18 protein-coding genes are annotated in these 24,346 nt (G+C 63.8%); 12 read left to right on the forward strand and 6 right to left on the reverse strand.

The window, feature by feature from the left end; translation table 11 throughout:
- Positions 1–8 precede the first annotated feature (8 nt).
- The 3 genes from HPT29_RS23645 (at position 9) to HPT29_RS23655 (ending at position 2,362) form a co-directional block, all read left to right on the forward strand.
- Positions 9–1,184 (forward strand): Gfo/Idh/MocA family protein, encoded by a 1,176-nt coding sequence (locus tag HPT29_RS23645; RefSeq protein ID WP_173949416.1) that lies wholly within the window; start codon positions 9–11, stop codon positions 1,182–1,184.
- A 113-nt stretch (positions 1,185–1,297) separates the two neighbouring features.
- Positions 1,298–1,708, forward strand: a complete 411-nt coding sequence (locus tag HPT29_RS23650) for a Fur family transcriptional regulator (protein WP_173949417.1) — start codon at positions 1,298–1,300, stop codon at positions 1,706–1,708.
- A gap of 201 nt (positions 1,709–1,909) precedes the next feature.
- A complete protein-coding gene (locus HPT29_RS23655; RefSeq protein ID WP_173949418.1) occupies positions 1,910–2,362 on the forward strand; it encodes a Fur family transcriptional regulator in 453 nt (150 codons plus the stop codon).
- Between the two features lie 137 nt (positions 2,363–2,499).
- Here HPT29_RS23655 and HPT29_RS23660 read toward each other — a convergent pair whose 3' ends face one another.
- Positions 2,500–5,583 carry an efflux RND transporter permease subunit gene (locus HPT29_RS23660; protein WP_173949419.1) on the reverse strand — a complete coding sequence of 1,028 codons (3,084 nt, stop codon included), beginning with the start codon at positions 5,581–5,583 and terminating at the stop codon, positions 2,500–2,502.
- A gap of 9 nt (positions 5,584–5,592) precedes the next feature.
- Entirely contained in the window at positions 5,593–6,726 is a 1,134-nt protein-coding gene (locus HPT29_RS23665; RefSeq protein ID WP_173949420.1) for an efflux RND transporter periplasmic adaptor subunit, read from the reverse strand.
- A 164-nt stretch (positions 6,727–6,890) separates the two neighbouring features.
- On the opposite strand from HPT29_RS23665, the gene HPT29_RS23670 reads away from it, so the two are divergent.
- On the forward strand, positions 6,891–7,463 hold the full coding sequence (locus HPT29_RS23670) for a TetR/AcrR family transcriptional regulator (protein WP_173949421.1): 573 nt from the start codon (positions 6,891–6,893) through the stop codon (positions 7,461–7,463).
- Between the two features lie 12 nt (positions 7,464–7,475).
- Here the strand turns inward: HPT29_RS23670 and HPT29_RS23675 are convergent, their stop codons facing one another.
- Genes HPT29_RS23675 through HPT29_RS23685 form a run of 3 tightly spaced genes read right to left on the reverse strand, consistent with a single transcriptional unit; the run spans position 7,476 to position 10,674 of the window.
- Positions 7,476–8,648 (reverse strand): CaiB/BaiF CoA transferase family protein, encoded by a 1,173-nt coding sequence (locus HPT29_RS23675; protein ID WP_173949422.1) that lies wholly within the window; start codon positions 8,646–8,648, stop codon positions 7,476–7,478.
- Positions 8,649–8,653: 5 nt separating this feature from the next.
- Complete coding sequence (gene dapB, locus HPT29_RS23680) at positions 8,654–9,460, reverse strand: 4-hydroxy-tetrahydrodipicolinate reductase (RefSeq protein ID WP_173949423.1); 807 nt, start codon at positions 9,458–9,460, stop codon at positions 8,654–8,656.
- Positions 9,461–9,477: 17 nt separating this feature from the next.
- Complete coding sequence (locus HPT29_RS23685) at positions 9,478–10,674, reverse strand: acyl-CoA dehydrogenase (RefSeq protein ID WP_173949424.1); 1,197 nt, start codon at positions 10,672–10,674, stop codon at positions 9,478–9,480.
- A 130-nt stretch (positions 10,675–10,804) separates the two neighbouring features.
- On the opposite strand from HPT29_RS23685, the gene HPT29_RS23690 reads away from it, so the two are divergent.
- Positions 10,805–11,701 carry a LysR family transcriptional regulator gene (locus HPT29_RS23690; protein WP_173949425.1) on the forward strand — a complete coding sequence of 299 codons (897 nt, stop codon included), beginning with the start codon at positions 10,805–10,807 and terminating at the stop codon, positions 11,699–11,701.
- Here HPT29_RS23690 and HPT29_RS23695 read toward each other — a convergent pair.
- Positions 11,692–12,879: a multidrug effflux MFS transporter gene (locus tag HPT29_RS23695; RefSeq protein WP_173949426.1), complete on the reverse strand. Its 1,188-nt coding sequence runs from the start codon at positions 12,877–12,879 to the stop codon at positions 11,692–11,694. The two genes, HPT29_RS23690 and HPT29_RS23695, sit on opposite strands and share 10 nt — an antisense overlap.
- A gap of 507 nt (positions 12,880–13,386) precedes the next feature.
- Here HPT29_RS23695 and bcsN point away from each other — a divergent pair.
- The 7 genes from bcsN to HPT29_RS23730 all read left to right on the forward strand — a co-directional run bounded on the left by bcsN (position 13,387) and on the right by HPT29_RS23730 (position 24,345).
- Positions 13,387–14,175: a cellulose biosynthesis protein BcsN gene (gene bcsN / locus HPT29_RS23700; RefSeq protein ID WP_259060322.1), complete on the forward strand. Its 789-nt coding sequence runs from the start codon at positions 13,387–13,389 to the stop codon at positions 14,173–14,175.
- Positions 14,176–14,333: 158 nt separating this feature from the next.
- Complete coding sequence (bcsA, locus tag HPT29_RS23705; protein WP_173949428.1) at positions 14,334–16,529, forward strand: UDP-forming cellulose synthase catalytic subunit; 2,196 nt, start codon at positions 14,334–14,336, stop codon at positions 16,527–16,529.
- A 9-nt stretch (positions 16,530–16,538) separates the two neighbouring features.
- On the forward strand, positions 16,539–19,106 hold the full coding sequence (locus HPT29_RS23710; RefSeq protein WP_173949429.1) for a cellulose biosynthesis cyclic di-GMP-binding regulatory protein BcsB: 2,568 nt from the start codon (positions 16,539–16,541) through the stop codon (positions 19,104–19,106).
- 71 nt (positions 19,107–19,177) lie between these two features.
- Positions 19,178–20,200 (forward strand): family 8 glycosyl hydrolase, encoded by a 1,023-nt coding sequence (locus HPT29_RS23715; protein WP_247654742.1) that lies wholly within the window; start codon positions 19,178–19,180, stop codon positions 20,198–20,200.
- Positions 20,191–22,305: a tetratricopeptide repeat protein gene (locus HPT29_RS23720; RefSeq protein ID WP_173949430.1), complete on the forward strand. Its 2,115-nt coding sequence runs from the start codon at positions 20,191–20,193 to the stop codon at positions 22,303–22,305. The genes HPT29_RS23715 and HPT29_RS23720 overlap by 10 nt, the downstream gene beginning before the upstream one ends.
- 97 nt (positions 22,306–22,402) lie before the next feature.
- Positions 22,403–22,909, forward strand: a complete 507-nt coding sequence (locus tag HPT29_RS23725; protein WP_173949431.1) for a chemotaxis protein CheW — start codon at positions 22,403–22,405, stop codon at positions 22,907–22,909.
- Positions 22,909–24,345: a CheR family methyltransferase gene (locus tag HPT29_RS23730; protein ID WP_173949432.1), complete on the forward strand. Its 1,437-nt coding sequence runs from the start codon at positions 22,909–22,911 to the stop codon at positions 24,343–24,345. The genes HPT29_RS23725 and HPT29_RS23730 overlap by 1 nt, the downstream gene beginning before the upstream one ends.
- Position 24,346: the final 1 nt, after the last annotated feature.

A 24,346-nucleotide genomic window follows, 5' to 3' on the forward strand; every position in this document is an offset into this window, starting at 1 on the left:
GCAGAAACATGACGATTGCTGGATCTCCGGAGCAGAAGCTCAACCGCCGCCTGCGCCTGGGCATGGTCGGCGGCGGGCGCGGCGCGTTCATCGGCGCCGTGCATCGAATCGCGGCCCGCCTCGACGATCGCTGGGAGCTGGTGGCAGGGGCGCTGTCGTCCGATCCCGAGCGGGCCAAGGCCTCGGGCGAGGACCTGCTCCTGAAGCCCGACCGGGTCTACGGCGACTTCAACGAGATGGCCCGTCGCGAGCGGCGGCTGAAGGACGGCATCGACGCGGTGGCGATCGTCACGCCCAACCACGCCCACGCGGCGGCCGCGCGCGCCTTCCTGAAGGCGGGCATCCACGTGATCTGCGACAAGCCGCTCACCACCACGCGGCGCGAGGCCGATCAACTGGCGAAGCTCGCGAAGGAGTCAGGTCTGATCTTCGCGGTCACGCACAACTACACGGGCTATCCGCTCGTGCGCCAGGCCCGCGCCATGGTGCAGGCGGGCGAGCTCGGAGCCATCCGGGTGGTGCAGGTGGAATATGCGCAGGACTGGCTCGCCACCCGGATGGAGGAGACCGGCAGCAAGCAGGCGGAGTGGCGCACGGATCCGGCCCGCTCGGGGCCGGCCGGCGCGGTCGGCGACATCGGCACCCATGCCTTCAACCTGGCCGAGTTCATCGCCGGCGACGAGGTCGCGTCCCTGTCGGCGGAGCTGCACACCTTCGTGGAAGGTCGCAGGCTCGACGACAACGCCCACATGATGCTGCGCTTCGCGTCCGGCGCCAAGGGCATGCTCTGGTGCAGCCAGGTGGCGGCCGGCCTCGAGAACGGCCTGCGCATCCGCATCTACGGCGAGAAGGCCGGGCTCGAATGGCATCAGGAGAACCCGAACTATCTCACCTTCTCGCCCCTGGGCGAGCCGCCGCGCACCATTCGCCGCAACGGCTATGGGGCCGACGAGGTCTCCCGTGCGGCCTCGCGCATTCCCGGTGGGCACCCGGAAGGGTATCTCGAGGGCTTCGCCCAGCTCTACACGGATGTGGCCGAGCAGATCGCGGCGCGGCTCGAGAGCCGCGAGCCCAGCCCCTTCTCGCTTCAGGTACCCACGGTCGAGCACGGCGTGCGCGGGGTCCGCTTCATCGAGGCGGCGGTGCGCTCCTCGCAGCGCAAGGCGGCCTGGGTCGATCTCTGATCTGGTCCGCACGGGGCCGGGGCGTCCGGTCCCGTGCGGCTCCCTTGAAATCGTCCCCGCAATCATGACCTATAGGGTGATCACGCCCAGACGCGGACGAGACGATTTTCAAGATGGCTTCCACGCATCAACATCATGGCCTCGAGGACCTGAACGACACCCAGAAGCGGGTGCATCGGATCCTGTGCTCCGCGCAGAACCCGCTCTCGGCCTATGAGGTGCTCGACAAGATGCGGGCCAAGGGCGCCGTGACGCCCCCGACCGTCTACCGGTCTTTGGACAAGCTGATCGAGAAGGGGCTGGCCCATCGGCTGGAGAGCCTCAACGCTTATGTGGCCTGCAAGCATCCGCACCAGGAGCACGACATGGCGGCCTTCGCCATCTGCGAGGGCTGTGGCCTGGTCAGGGAATTCACCGACCCGCACATCAGCGAGCGCCTCTCCCATTGGGGTGACGATCACGCCTTCTGCACCAAGAAGGTCACGGTCGAAATTCGCGGCCTGTGCGAGACCTGCGCGAAGTGATCCTACCCTCGGGAACATAGGCCCTATTTATACGTTATTATATATCTTTTGACAGATCTCCACCCCCTGTCTGTGTACAAACGCCAGATTCCTCTGCGGAATATGCACAGCTGCAAGTGCCGCCGGTAACGATAGCACATTGTCAGATTCGCATTTTACCTATATGAATATATAGGTTCCGTAATAACAGGAGTGTGGCTCATGAGCACCAAGGCCCTCAGGAAAGAAGAAGAGGAAAACCTCCTTCGTCGTGCAGACGATCTGTGCCGCCAGAACAATCTCAGGCTCACGCCGATCCGCGAGCGCGTCTATCGCGAGCTGGTCCAGAGCGGCGGTCCGGTCGGCGCCTACGACCTGGTCGATCGTCTCAGCAGCGAGAAGAAGCGCCTCGCCCCGGTCACGATCTATCGCGCCCTCGACTTCCTGCGCGATGCCGGCCTCGTCCACCGTCTGGCCACCCAGAACTCCTACGTCATCTCCCACGGCCAGCCGGACGTGAACGCCATGAAGATCATGTTCGTCGATTCCAAGACGGGCGAGACCATCGAGGTTCATTCGACCGAGGTTGCGGAGGCCGTGAGGAAGGCCGCCGAGCAGGCCGGCTTCAAGTCCGTTTCACCGTTCATGGAAGTCGAGGGCGAGATTGCCCACTGAGCTCGGACGACGAAAGGCAGAACCGCCCCTGCCTTCCGCCGCCTGAAACGCAAAAGGCCGGGCGTTGCCCGGCCTTTTCTTCGTTCTGGAGCTTGAGATGAATCCCGAACGCGGCTCCCGCGTTCGGGATCGTCCCCTTATTCCGCCGCCAGAGCCTGGCGATGGGGATGCGCCTCCTCGGCCCGAGCGACCCGCACCGTCTCCTTCGAGATGAAGGTGTAGAACATCGGGACCACGAAGAGAGTGAAGATCGTGCCGATCGACATGCCCGACGCGATTACGAGACCCATGGAGAAGCGGGCCGCCGCGCCTGCGCCGCTGGCATAGAGGAGCGGGGCGACGCCGAGCACCATGGCGGCCGTGGTCATGAGGATCGGGCGAAGACGCACGCGCGCCGCCTCCTCGATGGCCTCACGCTTGCTGACGCCGTGCTTCTCCTTCTGCTCGTTGGCGAACTCCACCATCAGGATGCCGTGCTTGGTGATCAGTCCCACCAGGGTGATCAGCCCGACCTGCGTGTAGATGTTCAGTGTCGCCAAACCCAGGTTCAGGAAGATCATGGCGCCGAACATCGAGAGCGGCACCGACATCATGATGATGAACGGATCGCGAAAGCTCTCGAACTGCGCTGCCAGCACCAGATAGATCACGATGACCGCAAGGCCAAAGGCCATGAAGATCGAGCTGCCCTCCTGGATCTCCAGGCGCGACTGGCCGGCATAATCCTCGTAGAAGCCCTGAGGCATGACCTCCTTGCCGATGGAGCGCAGCGTCGCCAGCCCTTCCGACGTGGTCACGCCAGGCAGAGGCAGCGCCGAGACGGTCGCCGAGTTAAGCTGGTTGAACTGCTCGATGGCGGCTGGCGCGGCGTCTGTCTTGATGCTGACCAGGGCGGAGAGCGGCACCATGGATCCATCGGAGGCCCGGACGTAGTACTCGGCCAAGCGTTCCGGGTTCAGGCGGTCCTCCTGCCGGACCTGGCTGACGACATCGTAGCTCCGGCTGTCGCGGTCGAACTTGGAGATCGGCGCGCCGCCCACGAGGGCCCCGAGCGTGTTGCCGATCTCGGAAACCGGCACGCCGAGCGCGGCGGCGCGATCACGATCCACGGTGATGCGGGCACGCGGGGTCTCATAGGAGAGCGAGTTCTGGACGACGATGAACTTGCCTGACTTCATCGCACGCTGGCGGATCTGCTCGGCCACCTCGAAGGCCTGCGACGAGTCGCCGATGGTGCGCAGCACATACTGGATCGGCAGGCCGTCGCCGCCGCCCGGCAGGGACGGAGGCGCGAAGGCGAAGGCCTGCACGCCCGCGTTCTCGTTCAGGAGGTTCTGGATGTCCTGCTTGGTCACCGCACCCTTCTTCTCGCGCTCGCTCCACTCCTTCAGCTTGAAGCCGAAGAAGCCGCCGCCGGCACCGTCGATGCCGACGATGAGGAAGCTGTCATCGATCTCGGGGATCTTCTCGCCTGCGTTCGTGAACTGCTTCGAGAAGGCCTGAGTGTAATCGGCCGTCGCGTATTTCGGCACGTTGACGATGCCGAGATAGGCGCCTTGATCCTCTTCCGGCGCAAGCTCGGAGGAGGTCTTGGTGAACAGGAACACCGTGGTGCCGAGCAGGACGGCCACGATGACCAGCGTCACGCCGCGATAATCCAGAGACCCCCTCAGGCGCCTTCCATACCAGTTCTCGAGCCGCGTGAAGGTGCGGTCCACGAAGGCGGCGAACCGGCCCTGCCCGCCATGCGGCTTCAGGAGCTTCGAGGACATCATCGGCGAGAGCGTCACCGCGACGATGCCCGAGATGACCACCGATCCCGCCAGCGTGAAGGCGAACTCCCGGAACAGCGAACCCGTCAAGCCTTGCGTGAAGCCGATCGGCGCATACACGGCCGCCAGGGTGATCGTCATTGACACGATCGGAATGAAGATCTCCTTCATTCCCACGATGGCGGCCTCGACGGGTTTTAAGCCCTCCTCGATGTGCCGGTGGATGTTCTCCAGCACCACGATGGCGTCGTCGACCACGAGACCGATGGCCAGCACCATGGCCAGCAGGGTCAGGAGGTTGATCGAATAGCCCAACGCATAGAGGAAGAAGCACACCCCGATGAGCGAGAGCGGGATCGTCACGATCGGGATCAGCACCGACCGGAAGGATCCCAGGAAGAGCAGGATCACCACCACGACGATGAGCGCCGCTTCGCCGATGGTCTTGAACACCTCCTCGATCGAAGCCGAGATGAAGTTCGACGCATCGTAGACGATCTCGACGGTCATGCCCTTCGGCAGGGTCGGGCGGATCGAGTCGATGGCCGTCGTGACGGCGGCCGCGACGGTCAGCGGATTGGCCGACGGGGTCGGGGTGATGCCGATGAAGGTGCCCTGGCTGCCGTTGAAGCTGACGATCGTGTCGGTGCTCTCGGGCCCGAGTTCCACGTCCGCCACGTCGCGCAGGCGCACGACCTGATCCCCCTGGGAGCGGATCGGCAGCATGCTGAAGGTCTCGGGCGTCTGCAGGGTGGTCTGCATGTCGAGACGGTAGGCCACGTACTCGCTCTGGGTCTTGCCGGGCGCCGCGAGGAAGTTGTTGGCGTTGATCGCCTGAACGACGTCGCCGGCCGTCACGCCGCGGGCGGCCAGACGGACGGGATCGAGCCAGACTCGCATGGAGAAGTCGCGCCCGCCGAGGATCTCGGCGTTGCCGACGCCCTCGAGCGTCGCGAAGCGCGGCTGCACCACCCGGGTCAGGAACTCGGAGACCTGCTCCGGATTCATCTCCGTGCTGCCGAAGGTGATGTACATGAGGGCGAAGCTCTGGCCCGTGCCCTTCATGATCACCGGATCCTCGGCCTCCGAGGGAAGCTGAGCGCGGACCTGCTGCACCTTTGCGGTGACCTCGGTGAGCGCCGCGTTAGGATCCGTGTTCAGACGCATGCGCACGGACACGGTGCTGATGCCGAGACGGCTCTGCGTCGTCACGTAGTCCACGCCTTCCGCGCTCGACACGGACTTGGCAATAGGCGTGCTGATGAAGCCCTGGATCAGGTCGGCGCTAGCGCCCGTATAGGTCGTCGTGATCGTGATCGTGGTTTCCTCGACCTCAGGATACTGACGCACCTGCAGGCTCATCAGACCCTGCGCGCCGAGCAGCAGGATCAGGAGGCTCACCACCATCGACAGGACGGGGCGGCGGATGAAAAGTTCAGTGAAACTCATGGCTGATGCCTATTGCCCGCTCGCAAGCTTGGATGTGTCGAGCTTCGTCACGTCAATGGAGTTGTCGATCTTGACGGTCGCGCCGGACTGCAGCTTGTTCTGCCCCGAGGCGACCACCTGCTGGCCCGGATTCACGCCGGAGACGATCTCGAGAGCGCCGCCGCGGCGACGGCCGGTCTTCACGAAGACCTGCTTGGCGGTGAGGACCGGCTTGCCGTCCTTCTGCTCCTCGTCGATCGTGTAGACGTAGTCGCCGTAGAGGCTGGCGATGACGGCAGTCTGCGGCACGGTCATGACATTCGGCTGCTCGGGCAGGATCACCTCGACGTGGAGGAACTGACCCGGCAGGATGGCGCCGTCCTTGTTGTTCTCGACGAGCGCCTGGACCGAGACGAGCCGGGTCTTGGGATCGACGCGGGGATCCTTGCCGATGACGCGGCCCTTGAACGGAAGATTACCCTCGGTCGTTCCGAGATGGATCTCCTGGCCGAGCTTGACCTCGCTGGCGCGCTGCTCCGGAACCGTGAAATCGACCTTCATCGACGACAGATCCTGGAAGCTCGCGATGACGGTCCCGGGCTGCAGGTACTGGCCGACATCGATCCGCGGAATGCCGATCACGCCCGAGAAGGGCGCCTTCAGGGCCTTCTGCTCGATCGTCGCCTGCAGGCGTGCGAGGCGGGAGCGGGCCGCCGCGAGCAGGGCGCTGGCCTGATCGAGATTGGCCTCCGTGCCGTAGCCGCGGGCCGACAGGGCCTTGGCGCGCTCGAAGCTGCTCTCGGCCGTCTTGACGTTGGCTTGAACGTCCTGAATGTCGGAGCGTTCGACCGTATCGTCGAGCTGGACGAGAACCTCGCCCTGGCGGACCTCCTGGTTCGCCTTGAACTTGATCTGGCTGACGATGCCGGCTGTCTCGAAAGCGAGCTCGACGCCGTTCGCCGCCTTGGCCGTGCCGATGGCGCCGATGCTGGGGGTCCAGGTCTTCGCCTCGACCTTGGCGGCCGAGATCGTCTGCGGCGGCGGCTGCATGGTGGCGAAGAACTGGGTGATCATCTTGTCGCGGAAGAAGTTGAACCAGACCAGTCCGGCGCAAAGTCCGATTGCAAGAATGAAGACAAGAGCAACTACAATGCGCCGTTTCATAGGCTTTTTCCGAGAGTTAGGGCTCAATCCTCAAGCCCTGTACGACTATGGTGGGTGCGGCAATAGCGTAACTTTACCTTGACGCCAAGGCCGTGAGAGTGAATTTCTATACCGTCTGGACGGTTTAGTTGCAAGTGCGGCGACGCACGAGACAAGAGATGTAGATGCTGTTTTCCTGTACCAGAGGCCGCAAGAGTTCCCGGGAAAAAATTCTGGACGCGGCTGCAGAACTCGTCGGCGAGATCGGCGCCGGACGGCTGACGCTCGACGCCGTGGCCGAGCGCGCCGGGCTCAGCAAGGGCGGGCTTCTGTATAATTTTCCGACCAAGGATGCGCTTCTCCAGGCCATGATCCAGCGCATGATCGACCAGGTCGCGTTCGAAAAAGACGCTTTGCGCAAGCAGGCCGGTCCGGGACCCAACCGCGAGGCACGGGTCGTGACGAAGACCCTGCTGAACTTCTGCTGCGGCGGAAAGATGCAGGACATGGCCACCGGCATGATGGCGGCGACCGCCGAGAATCCGAGCCTTCTCGACCCCGTCCGTCAGGTGATCAGCACCACCCTGGAGCAGCTGAAGGCGAATTCGGACGATCTGGACTCCGCCCTCCTGGGCTGGCTTGCCACCGAAGGGCTGAGCAGCCTCGAGATGCACAAGCTCAGCCCGTTCTCGGAAGAGGACCGCGAGCGGATCGTGAAGGCGATCGACCGGCTCGTCAGCAAAGGCATCGCCGAATAACCCAGGCGGGCCTCAGGCCATCCAGGACGGATCGTTCAGGATGTCGTCCGTGTGCTCCCCGAGACGCGGCGAAGGCCGGCCGGCCACCATCGGCTGCCCATCCATGACGATGGGTGAGCGGACGGACGGGATGGCCCCGCCCTTGGCCGCCGCGGACGGCAGGTCGATCCTCATGCCCCGGGCGACGACCTGCGGATCGTCGAAGACGTCGGCCACCGTGTTGATGGGACCGGCCGGGACCCCCTGCCCCTCCAGGGCCGACAGCAGATCCTCGCGGGTGAAGGCCAGGGTCAGCTCCGTGAGCAGGGGCACGAGCGCGGCCCGGTGGCCGACGCGGCCCGCATTGGTCCGGAAGCGCTCGTCCCGCGCCAGGTCGGGCTTTCCGAGCACGGACACGAAGCGGGCGAACTGCCCGTCATTGCCCACCGCTACGATCACATGGCCGTCAGCGACAGGAAACACCTGGTAGGGCACGATATTGGGATGGGCGTTGCCCATGCGGCGCGGGGACTTCCCCGACGCCAGATAGTTCATGGCCTGATTGGCGAGCACGCTCGTCTGCACGTCGAGGAGGGCCATGTCGAGATGCCCCCCCTGCCCGGTCTGGTCCCGCCGGCGAAGCGCCGCCAGGATGCCCACGACCGAATAAACGCCCGTGAAGATGTCCACATAGGCGACGCCGATCTTATGCGGCTCCCCTTGAGGGTCTCCCGTCAGGTCCATGATGCCGCCGAGGCCCTGGATCATGAAATCGTAGCCGGCCCGGGCGGCATAGGGGCCGTTCTGCCCGAATCCCGTGATCGAGCAATAGACGAGACGCTGATTGACGCTTCTCAGGCTCTCGTAGTCGAGGCCGTACTTCTTCAGCCCGCCGACCTTGAAGTTCTCGATCACCACGTCCGCATGAGCTGCCAGCCTGCGGACCAGCTCCTGCCCCTCGGGCGTCTCGAAATCGACCGCCATGGAGCGCTTGCCGCGGTTGCAGGAATGGAAGTAGGCCGCCGAGAGATCGCCCCCGTCTGCCCCTTCGACGAAGGGCGGGCCCCATCCGCGGGTATCGTCGCCGGCACCCGGACGCTCCACCTTGACCACGTCCGCGCCGAGATCGGCCAGAAGCTGGCCGACCCAGGGGCCCGCGAGAATGCGTGCGAGTTCGAGGACTTTGAGGCCTTCGAGCGGTTTCATGACAGTCAGTCCATCACGGCGTCGAGGCCGCGCTTCAAGCCGATGAAGGACAGAACGCGACGGGCCGCCAGCAGGGTGCCGGCCACATAGGGAGCCGCCGAGGCGCCCGCATCGTGGCGGATCACCAGCCGCTCGTTGTCCGCCCCGAACACGGCCTCGCAGGAGAGCACGAAGGACGGCATGCGCAGCGAATGGACCTGGACCGGCTCCTTCCCGCCCAGGGAGCCCCCGCGGGTTTCCTTAACCCCGGTCAGGTCCTCGATCGGCTTCGACGTGGCCGGCAGGCGCACCTCGCTCAGGAGCTCCGCCAGCTCCCGGGCGGTCCCCGAGGGCGTATCGGGCTTCTTGGCGGAGGCGTAGTCGATGACTTCCACGTCCGGGACGTAGCGGGCCGCTTCCAGGGCGAAGCGGCGGAGCAGGGTCGCGGTGATCGAGAAGTTGCCGGCCGCGAGCACCCCGCGCTCGGCCTCGAGCGCCCGACGGTCGATCTCGGCGTAATCCTCGGCGGAAAGCCCGGACGTGCCGACGACCACATGCCGCCCCTGGGCAAGCGCCGTCAGGGCATGGGCCTTGACCGCGCCGGGCTTGGTGTAGTCGATCACCACGTCGGACGGGGCCTCCAGGGCCTCCTCCAGCGTGGCGCTGACCGGCACCCCGAGGCGGGCAAGCCCGACAGCTTCGCCAGCATCCTGGCCTGCCGCGCTGCGGCTGACCGCTCCCGCAAGCACGAGATCGTCGGAGGCGGCGATGGCCGCCACGAGGGCCTTGCCGACCCAGCCGGTCGATCCCGCCAAGGTGATCCGAACTGACATGCGCTACCAGCCCTCTCTCAGAAGAACGCCTGCAGGCCCGTCTGCGCGCGGCCCAGAATCAGGGCGTGCACGTCATGCGTGCCCTCGTAGGTGTTCACGGTCTCCAGGTTCTGCGCATGGCGCATGACATGATATTCCTCCTGGATACCATTTCCGCCGTGCATGTCGCGGGCCTGACGGGCGATCTCCAGAGCCTTGCCGCAATTGTTGCGCTTGACCAGCGAGATCATCTCCGGCGCGACGCGGCCCTCGTCGAAGAGGCGACCGACACGAAGCGAGGCGTGCAGGCCGAGCGTGATCTCGGTCATCATATCAGCCAGCTTCTTCTGCACGAGTTGCGTTGCGGCGAGCGGCCGGTCGAACTGCTTGCGGTCGAGGGTATATTGGCGCGCCCGGTGCCAGCAATCCTCCGCAGCGCCTAGGGAACCCCAGGAAATGCCGTATCGGGCCCTGTTGAGGCAGCCGAACGGGCCTTTCAGACCCGACACATTGGGCAGCAGCGCATCCTCGCCCACCTCGACGCCGTCCATGACGATCTCGCCGGTGATGGAGGCACGCAGGGAGAGCTTGCCGCCGATCTTCGGCGCGGAGAGGCCCTTCATGCCCTTCTCCAGAACGAAGCCGCGGATCTGGTTGTCGTGAGCCTCCGACTTAGCCCAGACCACGAAGACATCCGCGATCGGAGAGTTGGAGATCCACGTCTTCGAACCGCTCAGCCGGTAGCCGCCATCGGTTCTGACCGCGCGGGTCTTCATGCCGGCCGGATCGGATCCCGCATCCGGTTCCGTGAGGCCGAAGCAGCCCACGAACTCGCCGGAAGCGAGCTTCGGGAGGTATCGCCGGCGCTGCTCCTCGGAGCCATACGCATAGATCGGGTACATGACGAGGGAGGACTGCACGCTCATCATCGAGCGATAGCCGGAATCAACCCGCTCGACCTCGCGTGCGACGAGGCCGTAGGCCACGTAGGAGGCGCCTGCGCAGCCGTAATCCTCGGGCAGGGTCACACCGAGAAGCCCTAATGCGCCCATTTCGTTGAAGATCGAGCGATCGGTCTTCTCCTCACGATAGGCCTCGATCACCCGCGGCAGGAGCTTCTCCTGGGCATAGGCGCGAGCCGTATCGCGGATCATGCGCTCGTCATCCGTCAAGAGATCGTCGAGGAGGAGCGGGTCGTCCCACTTGAGCTTCGCGTAGTCCTGAGCACCAGCCATAACGATCATCCTTCCCAGAGCGTTTGCGGTCAGCCGTCAAGGCTGTGAATTTGAGCGGCAAAATCGCGCTGGACAGGGGAAATGTAAATCGACATCTTCGCAGCAGGTTATTCTGAAACGGAATGAAGGTTTGTTTCGTCGCGGCTTTCTGCCCAATGTGGGCAATCTCCTGGCCTTTGAGGCCACAGCCCGCCACGGCAGCGTATCGAGAGCCGCCGAGGAGCTGAACCTGACCCAGAGCGCCGTATCGCGTCAGATCCAGCAGCTGGAGGAGTCCCTTGGGGTCTCGCTGTTCAGCCGCTCCCGGCAGCGGGTCGTGCTCACCGATGTTGGGCGCATGTATGCCTCCCAAGTGCGCAGCACCCTGTCGGAACTCTCCAATGCCACCCATCAGGCGATTGCGCTTTCCGGGACGAGCGGCGTTCTGAACCTGGCCACCCTGCCGACCTTCGGCACGCGCTGGCTCATCCCGCGCATCCCCGACTTCTTCGCCCGGCACCCCGGCGCAACGGTCAATTTCGGCGTGCGCCTCGTTCCCTTCGACTTCGCCGCCGAACCCTTCGATGCGGCAATCCACTTCGGCGAACCGCACTGGCCTGGCGCGGTCTGCGAACTTCTCAGGACCGAGGAGGTCGTGCCCGTCTGCAGTCCGGCCTACCGACAGCGGGAAAGCCTGCTGTCGCCTCAGGATCTCACCCGTGCCACCTTGCTCCAGCAAAGCACCCGCCCGACCGCATGGGCGGAGTGGTTCGCCAGCGTTGACACTAAGGTCGGTAATCCTCTGCGCGGCCCCCGCTTCGAGCAATTCGCCATGGTGGCCCAGGCCGCGGCGGCGGGCTTGGGCGCTGCCCTCATTCCGCATTTCCTGATCGCGGACGAACTCGCCTCAGGACGCCTCGAGATCCTGTTTCCTCATACTCTCGCCAGCGGCGGCGCGTATTATCTCGTCTATCCGGAGCATAAGGCAGAGACGCCGCTCCTGCGCTCCTTCCGCGACTGGATCCTGGAGAGGATCCGTCAGGGATAGACCCGCTTCGGCTTCATGGTGCGGAAGCTCAAGGTGAAAGCCACTATTCCGCAGACCACGATGGCACTGACCATCGAGAGAGGCGTGCCGTTGTAGAAGGTGCTGACCAGCACGATGATCACGGCACCCGTGCTGAGCTGCAGGGTACCCATGAGCGCCGAAGCGGTGCCGGCTACGGGGCCATGCTCCTCAAGCGCCAGCACGGCGGTCGAGGGAATGACATAGCCGAGACAGCCGAAGGAGACGAAGAGCAGCCCCCATAGAATATAGGCGTTGTCGACACCGAGGACCGTGAGCACGAACAGCAGGATCACCAAGGCAGCAAAGGCCGAGATGGCGGTTCTCACGACCCGCTCGGCTCCGAAACGCCGCATGAAGAAGCTGTTGAATTGCGCACTGCCGATGAACGCGATGGCATTCGAGGCGAAGACCAGGCTGTACGCCGAGGGCGTCAGACCGAAATGCTCGATGAAGATCACCGATGATCCGGCAAGATAAGCAAAAAAGCTCGCTTGGCTGAAGCCGCCGATGAAGGCAAGTCCCAGAAAACGGCGGTCCTTAAGAAGACTTCTATAGGTGGCGAAGGCCTGCGCGATGCCATTCCCCCCAGCATTCGACCGGTGAGTTTCAGGCAGAAGGAAAACGACGACGGCGAGACCCGCGAGGCCGATGGTCGCAATGGCCCAGAAGATGGCCCGCCAGCTGAAGAATGCCGTCAGAGTGCTGCCGGCGAGGGGCGCCAGAATGGGCGAGACGCTGAAGACGAGCATGGTCGTTGCCATCAGGCGGGCTGCCTCGTGCCCGGTATGCAGATCACGAATGATCGCCCGTGGGATCACCATGGCGGCGCAGGAGCCGACGCCCTGGAGGAATCGGAACGCGATGAGCGTCTCGACATTCGGCGCGAAACTGCACCCGATACCTGCCAGGACGAAGAGCCACAGTCCGAAATAGAGCGGCGACTTGCGGCCGAACCGGTCGGAGAGCGGCCCATAGGCGATCTGACAGACTGCGACCGCCAGGAAGAAGCTCATCAGGCTCATCTGCACGGCACTGACGTCAACCTGGAATTCTCGGGCGATGGCCGGAAAGGACGGCAGGTACATGTCGATGGCGAAGGGCCCGACGGCCGAGAGCATGCCGAGGACGAGCGCATTGCGCAAAAAGGCGGATTTCATGGAAAACGGCTTTCCTAGGCCCCGACCGGAGAGCCGGGATAGAGAAAACGGCCCGCCCACGGCAGGAACGGGTCAGGCAATGCGGGCAAAGGGGACCCGAGAGCGCCTCGGGCCGTGAGAACCGGAGGCGTGCAGCTTGTAAGCCTTCCAAGGCGTGGGTTCAAGACAGTCGTCATCGACGGCCGGATTATAGTCCGCTCGACCATAATGCTTACGGTTCGTTAACCATGAATGGTCATAGCTGATTAACCATCCAGTGGGATGAGCTGATCCGCAACGACCTGTCCCTGTGGGCGGCCGGCACCAGAGTTATCAAAGTTCTTCATGACCGCCTCGATCCCTTCGCATCAGACGAATCTGAGTGTTTCGCGATCCGCATCACGGTCGGGTTCCATCGGTCGAAACGCAGTCAAGCTTCGTAAGCTCAGAGATTTCCTTGCAGCTGGTGCCGCTCTGATGATGGTTGCCGCTTGCGCGGGCCGGTCGGATCTGGGATTTGCAAGCCTCATGGCAGAGGTTCCGGCAACCCGCGCAGTCGTCGTTCCGCCACCTGGCGGTCCTTCTGTCGTTGCTGTCTTGCAGCAGCAATATCAGAATGGTCTCTCGCAGGAGATCGCCCTCTCGACAGCCTCACGGACGACGGGGCAGAACGCCTTCTATGTCAGCCTGCTGAACAATACCTCCGGTAGCATGGAAATTCCCGATACCCTGTCCCTCGCTACCCTAACGCCGGATCGCATTCAGAGAGAGATGGAAGAGCGGATCCCGGGTGTCGAGATGGAAACCTCGCTGGTCTACGTTCAGAACAGGTTTGGGCCCTTCGGCTTCGCCACGGGACATTCCGCCACCGGCGACCTGTGTCTTTATGCTTGGCAGCGGATTGAGCCCGGCGAACCGGCGATCTTCGTGCCAGGTGGTGCTGTCTCGGTCCGGTTGCGTCTCTGCGATGCAGATGCCAGCATCGATCAACTACTGCGGGTCTTCTACGGCTACTCGATCGCAGCCTATTACCGCCAGGAATCGTGGAATCCATATGGAACTCCGCCCTCGCCACCGGCAAGTTTCGGGGGACGGGATGCGCCCATGTACCCCCTAAGCCTCAGTGATGGCGGAGGAAGCACGACGGTTGTCCGCCGGCGGATCGAATCTGGAGAGAACCGCCGGTCCGCTCCTGCAGGCGTGCCAAGGCGGGCTATCGACAAGGATACGGTCGCGCCTGCCACGCCAATCCCCGCTCCCTTGGAAGCGGCGCCGCCGGCCGGGTTCCCGGTCGTCCCGCCACCGCCCGCCCAGTGACACGAGCATGCATATAACGTTATTTCGTGGGATAACACTATATTTACCGCTGTGACATTAGGCCTAAGGAACACTGGCGATATATTAATAGACCCGACTTTAGTCTTGGCTTAAGCGTGCAATCTCCCACGCGAACATCTTAGCTGAGAATCTAGACGATGCGGGCAGGTCTTATCGTGGCCTTGTGGGCTGTGGCGGCGGTATTGATCGTCTCGATCGTAGCTCTCCCCATCAGCCTCCAGGCACATCTCGTTGCGGGCCTCACCGTCGTGGCTTGCATGATCATCCTCAAGTTCTTCCGCGCCCAAGGCATCTGGCGCCTGATCGCACTGGCTCTCGGTACGGCGATCGTCCTGCGCTACGTTTTCTGGCGCACCACCAGCACGATCCCGCCGATCACGGAAGTCGCGAGCTTCATCCCGGGCTTCCTGCTGTATCTCGCCGAGATGTACAGCGTCATGATGCTGTTCCTGAGCCTTTTCGTGGTGTCGAGCCCCCTTAAATCGCGCAAGGCGCCGCAGATCGACCCGGAGAACCTGCCGACCGTCGACGTCTTCGTCCCGAGCTACAATGAAGGCGCCGATCTCCTGTCCACGACCCTGGCGGCCGCGAAAGCCATGACGTACCCTTCGGACAAGGTTACGGTCTGGCTTCTGGATGACGGCGGCACGGACGAAAAGTGCAATTCGAGCAATGCCGCCGCGGCCCAGCAGGCTCGCGAGCGGCGGGCCGAATTGCAGGCTCTTTGTGCCGTCATGGACGTGAAATACCTGACGCGGGCACGCAACCTGCATGCCAAGGCCGGAAATCTCAATAATGGCCTGGAGCACTCGACCGGCGATCTGGTGGCCGTGTTCGATGCCGATCATGCCCCCGCGCGCAGCTTCCTGACGGAAACGGTCGGATATTTTACCACGGACAAGAACCTGTTTCTGGTTCAGACCCCGCACTTCTTCATCAATCCCGATCCGCTCGAGCGCAACCTGGGCACCTTCCAGACGATGCCGTCCGAGAACGAGATGTTCTACGGGGTGATCCAGCGCGGCCTCGACAAGTGGGATGCGGCCTTCTTCTGCGGCTCGGCCGCCGTGCTTCGGCGCGAGGCTCTCCAGGAGACCAACGGCTTCAGCGGCGTGAGCATCACCGAGGATTGCGAGACGGCCCTGGAGCTCCATTCCCGCGGCTGGACGAGCGTCTATGTGGACAAGCCGCTGATTGCGGGTCTGCAGCCCGACAGTTTCGCCAGCTTCATCGGCCAACGGTCGCGCTGGGCACAGGGCATGATGCAGATCCTGCGTTACAAGTTCCCGCCTTTCAAGCGCGGGCTGAAGATCTCGCAGCGCCTGTGCTACATGTCGAGCAGCATGTTCTGGCTGTTTCCGTTCTCGCGGTTCTGCTTCCTCGTCTCGCCGCTCTGCTATCTATTCTTTTCGCTCGAAATCTTCACTGCATCCGGAGGCGAGTTCCTCGCCTACACCTTCACCTACATGATGGTGAACTTCATGATGCAGAACTATCTCTACGGTCGCTATCGTTGGCCGTGGATCTCGGACCTTTATGAATACATCCAGACGATCTATCTTCTGCCGGCCGTCCTGTCGGTGATCGCCAATCCCAGCAAACCCACCTTCAAGGTCACGGCGAAGAACGAATCGATGGAGGAAAGCCGCGTTTCGGAATTGGGAACGCCCTACTTCATCATTTTCGGCATCCTGATCCTGGGCGTCATCGCCACCGGCATCCGCGTCTGGGCGGAGCCCTACAAGGCCGACCTCACCCTGGTGACGGGCGCTTGGAACGTTCTCAACCTCGTCATCGCAGGCTGCGCCCTCGGCGTGGTGTCGGAGCGGGCCACACGGCGCCAGAGCCACCGGGTCCGGGTCGAACGCCCCTGCCGCTTCATTATGGGTGATGAGATCATCGATGCGGTCCTGAAAGATGTTTCCGTCGGCGGCGCAAGGGTTCACGTCCCGCCTTCCGCCGAGCCGAAGCTGAAGAAGGGCACGTCGGGCACGCTCGAGTTCCAGCCTTTCTCCAGCCTTCCGATCCAGCATCTGCCGATGGAAATCCGCAAGGTCGGCATGGACGACAAGGGCCTGCTGCTCGGCTGCCGCTTCATGATCGAGAAGCCCGAACATCGTCGGATGATCGCCGATCTGGTTTTCGCCAATGCCGATCAATGGAGCAAATTCCAGAAGAACCGGCACCATGATATCGGTGTCCTCCGCGGCACGCTCTGGTTCTTCATGGTCGCGTTCTATCAGACAGGGCGAGGCCTCTCCTATTTCTTCGGCCTGCAGAGGATCGGCGCCTCCAACCCTCCGGCGCCGTCCGTGGCTCCAGCCGTCAAGTAGAGGTCTATCGTGCGTCGGGTCTTGATCTTCCCTCTGCTGGCCGCTCAGGCCATGGTCGCGCAGAACGTTGTCGCCCAGGCCCCCTTCGGCATGTCGCCCGGTGGACCGAGCGCACCGTCGTCAATCCGGCCCGGGCCGCAGCAGGATCCCGGGCTGCAAGCCCCATCCGCGGCACCCTTCGAGATGCGCCAGCCCGGCGTGTCGCCCTCGCCCCCTCCCACAGCAGCGCCTGCGCCGCAATCCGGCAATGCAGCACCGTTCGCTGTAAGCCCGCAACGTCCGGCTCCCGCGTCTCCCCCGCCCCAGGCCGGAACATCTCCCGCCAGACCCGCCGCACTACCTGCAACAGGAACGGCAGCGGTCCGCAATCCAGCCCGCATTGAACGTCCCGTGCTTCCGTTCGAGACGATTCGCCTCGAGGGTGAGACGGATGCTCGATCCTGGACCTTCCATCTCACCCAGGATGAAGCCTCGAGTGGCGCCAGCATCGCGCTCGGCTACAAGAATGCCGTCGTGGCGATGCCCGAAGGCTCGCGCTTGAGAATCGCCATCAACGGCGAATCGGTCGTCGACACGCCGATCTCGTCGCCCACCGACGTCAAGCACATGACGGCCTCGATCCGACCCGGTCTCCTGCGGGCCGGGCAGAACATCATCCGGATGGAAGCCTTCCAGCGCCACAGGACGGACTGCACGATCGAGGCCACCTACGAGCTCTGGACGGACGTGGACTCGGCCTCCACGAAGCTCGTCTTCGCGGACGGCGCGACCAAGACGCTGCGCGGCTTGGACGACCTGCCGGCCGTCGGCGTCGACAACACAGGCGTGACGACAATTCGCGTGGTCGCCCCCAAGATCTACCGCCCGGAGGTCCGCGACCGGCTGCTGCGCCTCGTACAGCTCGTCGCCCTGCGCGGACGTTATGCCCATCCTGTGATCCAGGTGGTGGAAGCCGATCCCGGTCCATCCCCCATCGGCACGATCAAGGTCGCCATGGGCTTGGCCAGCGAGTTGCGCGGCCTGATTTCAGGCGTGCCGGATGCCGCCATGATCCAGCCCCTGACCATGATGATGCAGGAGACAGGCTCCCTGGGCTCGACCCTGGTCGTGTCCGGGCCGACTTGGCAGGATCTGGACACCGCCATCGGCATCGTTGGCACGAAAGGCATCAATGCCACGCGGACCGAACGCGGCATGATCGACACCGCCTCGTGGCAATGGCCGGAGGTTCCGACCGCCTTCGGTGCGCAATCCTTCCGCTTCGCGGATCTGGGTGTGCCGACGCAGGAATTCTCAGGACGGCGGTTGAAGACCGGCTTTTCCATCAACCTGCCATCCGATTTCTACGCCACGGAATATGGCGAGGCTATCCTGAACCTCGATGCGGCGTATACGTCAGCCGTGCGTCCGGGCAGCCATGTCAACGTGTTCGTCAACGGCATGATCAGCACGCAGATGACGATCACCTCGCAAGGAGACATCGTCCGGCGGCACAAGATCAGAGTGCCTCTCAGGAACTTCAAGTCGGGGCTCAACCACATCACCATCGAGGCTATCCTGCTGACGGACGCGGACGAGCGTTGCGCCCCGGGAGAAACCCTCTCCGAGGCGAACCGCTTCGTCCTGTTCGATACGACCACGCTCGAGTTTCCGACCTATGGGCGGATTGGGCGGCTGCCGGACCTCGCCGTCATGAGCGCAGGTCACTTTCCGGACGACGACCTTCCGACGACGGTGGTTTTAGCCCGGCTCGACCCTCCGAACTATTCCGCAGCCGGCACCCTGCTTGCCCGCATGGCGCGCAGCGCCGGCACGCCGGTGCGCGCGCAGTTCTCCAACGCTGCATCGGCGGACGACGAATCCGTGCTCTTCATCGGCGCCGTCGATCAGATCCCGGCAGGTCTGCTCAACCGCGTGAAGGTGTCGGAACATCTGCGCATGATCTGGCCATCAACGCCGGCGGTCGGCGAGAAGGCCGGTCAGCAGACGGCCAGTCCAGATTTCAGCCTTCCCGCCTCCCAGGCTTCTCCGGACCGTATCGCTGCGGCCTCAACCGACGAAGTCCGAAAGCGCTGGTCGGAAACGTTCCAACGGCGCGGCGTCATTCAGCAGACAATCGGTACGGTGCAGGACTGGCTGGAGAGGACCTTCAGCCTCTCCCTCGGCTCCTTGGCGCTGGATGAGCGCAGCGAGGCCCCCTATGAACCGCCGCAGCGCGCGTCTCTGCTCATTGCGCAAAGCCGCACCGAAGCATCCGGGGTCTGGACCCTCGTGACGGCCCGGACAGATAAGGGCCTTGCGGCCGAAACGGCCCGCTTGGCCAATCCGACGGTCTGGTCCCAGGTCGCAGGCCGGGCCGTGGCTCTCGAACCTCGGGAGATGAAGCTGCAGGTCGAGCCGATCAAGGACTACCGTTTCGTGCAGACGCTGCCACCCTCACTGACGAATCTGCGTCTCGTAGCGGCGAACTGGATGTCCGCCAACATCCTCCCCTACGCTCTTCTTTTGCTGGCTTGCTGTACGTTCCTGGGCATCGCGACCTCCCTGCTTCTGAACCGTCTGGGGCGCCGCTCATGAGGAACAGGCTGCCTTCGCTCGCTCTGCTCCTGCCTTGCCTTGTTACCGCCCTTTCCTTTCTGATGGTGTCGATGGCTTCGTCCCAGAGCGTTGCAGTTCAGCCATTGAACGTCATGGGGAGCATCTCCCCGGCGGACTGGGAGGCTTATCGCTCGCGGTTCGTGGACGATACCGGAAGGGTCATCGATACGGCCAACGGCAATATCAGTCACAGCGAGGGCCAGGGATACGGGCTGCTGCTTGCCCTGGCGGCCGCCGACCGACGCTCCTTCGAGCAAATCTGGAACTTCACATTCACCGAACTTCTCATCCGGGACGACAACCTGGCCGCATGGAAATGGGATCCTGCGGGCAAGCCGCGAGTCACCGATCGCAACAACGCCTCCGACGGCGATCTGCTCATCGCCTACGCGTTGGCCAAGGCCGGATCCGCCTGGCAGGAGCCCCGCTACACGACAGCCGCGCAGAAGCTCGCCAAGGCGATCGGCAAGAGCACGTTCAGCCGGAGCGGGCGATCCCTGGTCCTCCTGCCGGGCGTTCAAGGCTTCGGCCCTGGCGACCGTCCCGATGGCCCCGTCGTGAACCTCTCCTACTGGGTTTTCGAAGCCTTTCCTGTCCTTGCGGCCCTCGCACCCGAATACGAGTGGAACCGCGTCTGGAGGGACGGGGTCATGCTGCTGCAGCAGGCGACCTCGGGCCGCATCAGGCTCCCAACCGACTGGATTTCGCTCCAGAACGGACTTCAGCCCCAGCCGGCGGATGGTTTTCCTCCCGAGTTCGGTTACAACTCGTTAAGGATACCGCTTTACCTGTTGAGAGCAGGGATGACTGACATGGAGTGGCTGAGGGCTCTCAAGCAGCGCTGGTCTGCGGAGAACGAAGGGGTTGCCGTGGTCAATGTAGTGACCGGACAGATCCGGGAGCGGCTGACCGATCAGGGTTACGCCATTCTGCCTGCAGCCCTCGCCTGTGCGCTGGACGGAACACCTGTTCCCGATTCGCTGAAGACCTTCGAGCCGAGCCTCTATTATCCGTCGACCCTGTATCTGTTGGCCAAATCCCTGCTTGGTGAAAAATACCCGCAATGCGTCTAGTCGGCAGCGCCATAACGATTGCGGTCGCGATCCTGGGCTTCGCGGCAATCGCGCAGCAGACGGGGTCGGACGGCAATCAGCCGCCCGCCGCAGCGCCGCCGTCGCCTCCCGCAAACGGGTCTCAGCCGCAGGTCGATGAGTCCGCCTTGCGCTATTTCGCATCGCAGGGCGATACCCGCCGCGTGAACGCGGAAATTGCACGGTTGCGCGCGCTCTACCCCAACTGGTCACCCCCGAGTGACCTGTCGCAGCTCTCGGGGAATCCCGGCGCCGCGGCACCCGACCCGCTCATCGAGCGACTGTGGAACCTCTATCGCGAAGACCGAATCGCCGAGGTCCGCGCTGCAATCGCAGAGCGTCAGACTACTGACTCGAACTGGAAGCCCCCGGAGGAACTGATCGCCGCCCTCGAGACGGTCGAGGCGCGGCGCCGCCTGACCAATGCGTCGGACACGGGCCAGTGGCGCACGGTTCTGCAAGTTGCCACGGAAGCGCCCAGTCTTCTCACCTGCGTCAACGTAGACGTGCTCTGGCGGGTGGCTGAAGCTTTCGCACGAACCGACCAAGTGAACAGGACGAGGGACGTCTACACTTATCTCCTGCAGAATTGCGCCAATCCGGGCGAACGCCTGGCAACCCTGCAGAAGGCCTTGACCCTGCTTTCCGAGACACAGGTGGCCGCTCTGCTCCAGTTCGAGCGCAAGACGGGCGAGTCACCGGACGATTTCAGCTCCATCCGCGACGAACTGGCCCGTCGCCGTGTCGAGCGGGCTTCCCTCGACAGCAAGGCAACCGCCTCGGCCGAGGATCTCGGCGTGATGGAGCGCGTGATCCAGAACTCGAGCGATGCCGGCCCCGTGCTGATCCTCGGATGGTACAACTACCACCATGGCAATCCCGCCCGTGCCCTCGAACTGTTCAAGACGGCCCTTGACCGGAACGGGGGAACCAAGGCAGCAGAAGGCTACGCCATGACGCTGCGGGCCCTTGAGCGGATCACGGATGCGGAAGCCTTCGCCGATGAATGGCGGGAGCGTGCACCCGAGAACATGAAGATCTATCTCGACGTGGCCACGGCGCTCCTCAGCCAGGACCCGCCGCCACGCCTCGAACCGCAAGTGCTTGCACGAATCGTCCCGGTTGTCACGGCTCAGCGCTTCCCCGACGCGGCACAGGCCCTGGGCTGGTACTCCTACAACACCCAGCAGATCCGCACGGCGCGCGACTGGTTCCGGACAGCCCTGTCCTGGAAGGCCGACGACGAGCCTTCCGCCTATGGATTGGCTCTCACGACCCAGCGTGTGAACGACCGGGCGGGCTTCAACGCTGTCGTCGCTCAATGGCGGAGCCGCTCGCAGCGGATCGCGGACCTTGCGAACGGGGTCAGCACGCCCTCCGGACAGCAGCCTGCCGTTGTTGCGCAGATTCCTATGGCACAGCCGGTCGAGACTGCCGCGCCGCCGGTTCAGCCTCGACCGGAGTCCCGTCAGGTGACCGCCGACCGGGTCGAGACCGAGCAGACCTTCTCCCGCACCGAAGTCAATGTCCGCCGCAGGCAGACCCAGGCCCGCTCTGCCCTCGGGCGCAACTGCGCCATGACGCGCAATCCCGGCGGGCTGACAGGCGACACTGCCCTCACCCGCGGCTGGTGCCTCATGGAGATCAACCGACCCATGGAAGCCGTGGCTGCCTTCGATCAAGCCCTCACCACCGGCAGCAGCCGCACCCGCCAGGAGGCTGCCTACGGCAAGTCCCTCGCATACCTGCGCAAGAACCTGACGTCCGAAGCGGCCATCGCTGCCGCCGAAGCACCGCAGACGCGGGAGCGCCGCGCGGAACTGGGCGCCTCGATCCTGACGCAGCGAGCGTTAGCGGCCTACCGCGACGGACGTTATGTGGAAACTCTCCTCACCCTGAGCGAGCGGGCCCGGATCGTTCCGGAGCAGAACGATCTTCTGCTCATTCGAGGCTGGTCCTACCTCAAGCTCGGTCGCTACGTCGACGCGGAAAAGGTTTTCCGTGCCGTTCAGCAAACCGGCTATTCCGAGGAAGCCGCCGCCGGACTGAATGCCATCGCCGAAGTGACCGGCCAGATGCGCTATTAGCGGGTGGGGCGCAGGCGGTTGTCTGGCCGAGGTTTACGCCTATCTAACGGTCGAATGGGCTCCTGCCCTCTCCGCCCTCCCTCATCGATCCGAATCCATGGCGAACCTGCAGATCATCCTGTTCGACGTATGTGGCATCGCATGTGCCCTGCACCGGACCGCTGCACGCGAGTTCCTGCCGCTGCCGCACCTGTGGCGCCCGCCGGTCCTGCCGCGCCCCGTAGCAGGATTCTTCAACCTGGGCGGCCACGCGGTTCCTGTACTCCGCCTTGACGTTCTGTTCGGACTTCAGCCCAGCGAAAATGGCCCCGAGGCGGATCTCTATCGCCATCTGGTCCTGATCGACCGGCTCGGCGCATCAGGGGGAGCTGCGCTCCTCGTGGACAGGGTTCTCGATGTGGCCAGCGTGGATACGTCTCAGGTCTCACCCATCCGGGAAGAGGGGTCCCTCAACGGCTGCGTGGAGGCAGAGGTTACGTGGGATGGGCATCTCGTCCATCTGCTCTCGGTTGATCGCATCCTCCTCGCCGAGGAGCAGCAGGTTCTGGCAGAGCTCGGACGCCAGGCCCAGAACCGGCTCGGTCAATGGGTGGTTCCGGCCTGATGGCCGTACGCGCTTCCGCCGTCCCGCCGATCGATGCCGGCTTTCCTGAATTGAAAAGCCGCATCATCGAGCGCACGGGGCATTTCTATTACCAAGACAAGGACGAACTGCTCTGGGAGCGCGTCCGCAAGCGCCTGCGCGCCACGGGCCTTCGCAATTCAGGTCAGTATCTCAGTCTCCTGGCCGACGCCATCTCCGGCTCTGCCGAATGGGCCAAGCTGGAAACCGAGATCACCATCGGTGAAACCTTCTTCTTCCGCTACGCGGAGCAGTTTGTGGCACTGCGCGAGACGATCCTGCCCGAGATCATCGGGAGGAAAACCGCTACGCGACGGCTGAGGATCTGGAGTGCAGGCTGCTCGACCGGGGCGGAACCCTATTCTCTAGCCATTCTGGTCAACGAGATTCTCGGCGAGAACCTCGTGAATTGGCGTGTCAGCATCATCGGCACGGACATCAATGACAGCTTCCTCAACCTTGCCAAGCAGGCGAAGTTCGGAAAATGGGCGCTTCGGTCGATGCCAGCTCCCGAGCGGAAACGCTACTTCCTGGACGCCGGAAAGGACCTGTGGCAGGTGCGGCCTGAATTCCGCTCCCTGGTCCGGTTCGAAAAGCATAATCTCCTGAGCCTGCTCGACGGCACCTCGTCCCTGGAACTGACTGATTTCGACCTGATCCTCTGCCGCAATGTCCTAATCTACTTTCATCCGGATACCGTGATCCGGATCGTCGAAGCCCTACGCGACCGCCTCTCCGAGGAGGGTTGGATGCTGCTGGGCCACGCGGAGCCGAATCCGACGTTCTCGGCCATGATGCAGACCCTGAATCTGCCAGGGACAGTGGCCTACCGGCCCCGCTCAGGCGACACGCCTCCGCCACCTCCTGCTCCGTCCGGGCAAGTTCTGAAGGATTGGGTGCCGCTCCTCCCGGCTCCGAAGCCCGCCGAACACGCGAAACGGCAGCCCCCGCCACGCCCTACCCCTACGACGTCGAAACACCTTGCAACCTCCACGGGCCCAGCCCCGGAAGCCCTGCTGGACGAGATCAGAGCCCGCGCGAACGGCGGCGCTTTCGCAACCGCCGATGCTCTGTGCCGGCAAGCCATTGCCTCTCAGCCCCTGAACGCTGTCCTCCACTTCTATCAGGGTCTCGTCCTGCAGGCGCTGAGGCGACCCGATGCTGCCGAGAAGAGCTTCCTTAAATGCATCTACCTCGCTAAAAGCTTTGCCATGGCTCACTACCATCTCGGACTGCTGCTGCTTGCGGAGGGGCGATCCGATCCCGCCCGGCGTGCTCTGACCAATGCCGCCCGCATTGCGGCAGCGATGCCCGATGACCGGCCGCTCGAGGAGGCGGATGGCCTCACAGCTCGGGACTTAGGCAATCTGGTCCGCATCCATCTCGAAGCGGCAAAGCCGCCCAAGTCCCGGAGATAAG

Source organism: Microvirga terrae (assembly GCF_013307435.2).
GTDB lineage: Bacteria > Pseudomonadota > Alphaproteobacteria > Rhizobiales > Beijerinckiaceae > Microvirga > Microvirga terrae.

What these genes read in the sequence shown, in the direction of transcription:
- HPT29_RS23660 (WP_173949419.1), bottom strand. Translation starts at nt 5,583, where the DNA reads ATGAGTTTCACTGAACTTTTCATCCGCCGCCCCGTCCTGTCGATGGTG.
- HPT29_RS23650 (WP_173949417.1), top strand. Translation starts at nt 1,298, where the DNA reads ATGGCTTCCACGCATCAACATCATGGCCTCGAGGACCTGAACGACACC.
- HPT29_RS23695 (WP_173949426.1), bottom strand. Translation starts at nt 12,879, where the DNA reads ATGAAATCCGCCTTTTTGCGCAATGCGCTCGTCCTCGGCATGCTCTCG.
- HPT29_RS23730 (WP_173949432.1), top strand. Translation starts at nt 22,909, where the DNA reads ATGGCCGTACGCGCTTCCGCCGTCCCGCCGATCGATGCCGGCTTTCCT.
- HPT29_RS23720 (WP_173949430.1), top strand. Translation starts at nt 20,191, where the DNA reads ATGCGTCTAGTCGGCAGCGCCATAACGATTGCGGTCGCGATCCTGGGC.
- dapB (WP_173949423.1), bottom strand. Translation starts at nt 9,460, where the DNA reads ATGTCAGTTCGGATCACCTTGGCGGGATCGACCGGCTGGGTCGGCAAG.
- HPT29_RS23715 (WP_247654742.1), top strand. Translation starts at nt 19,178, where the DNA reads ATGGCTTCGTCCCAGAGCGTTGCAGTTCAGCCATTGAACGTCATGGGG.
- bcsN (WP_259060322.1), top strand. Translation starts at nt 13,387, where the DNA reads ATGGCAGAGGTTCCGGCAACCCGCGCAGTCGTCGTTCCGCCACCTGGC.
- HPT29_RS23670 (WP_173949421.1), top strand. Translation starts at nt 6,891, where the DNA reads ATGCTGTTTTCCTGTACCAGAGGCCGCAAGAGTTCCCGGGAAAAAATT.
- bcsA (WP_173949428.1), top strand. Translation starts at nt 14,334, where the DNA reads ATGCGGGCAGGTCTTATCGTGGCCTTGTGGGCTGTGGCGGCGGTATTG.
- HPT29_RS23685 (WP_173949424.1), bottom strand. Translation starts at nt 10,674, where the DNA reads ATGGCTGGTGCTCAGGACTACGCGAAGCTCAAGTGGGACGACCCGCTC.
- HPT29_RS23645 (WP_173949416.1), top strand. Translation starts at nt 9, where the DNA reads ATGACGATTGCTGGATCTCCGGAGCAGAAGCTCAACCGCCGCCTGCGC.
- HPT29_RS23665 (WP_173949420.1), bottom strand. Translation starts at nt 6,726, where the DNA reads ATGAAACGGCGCATTGTAGTTGCTCTTGTCTTCATTCTTGCAATCGGA.
- HPT29_RS23655 (WP_173949418.1), top strand. Translation starts at nt 1,910, where the DNA reads ATGAGCACCAAGGCCCTCAGGAAAGAAGAAGAGGAAAACCTCCTTCGT.
- HPT29_RS23675 (WP_173949422.1), bottom strand. Translation starts at nt 8,648, where the DNA reads ATGAAACCGCTCGAAGGCCTCAAAGTCCTCGAACTCGCACGCATTCTC.
- HPT29_RS23725 (WP_173949431.1), top strand. Translation starts at nt 22,403, where the DNA reads ATGGCGAACCTGCAGATCATCCTGTTCGACGTATGTGGCATCGCATGT.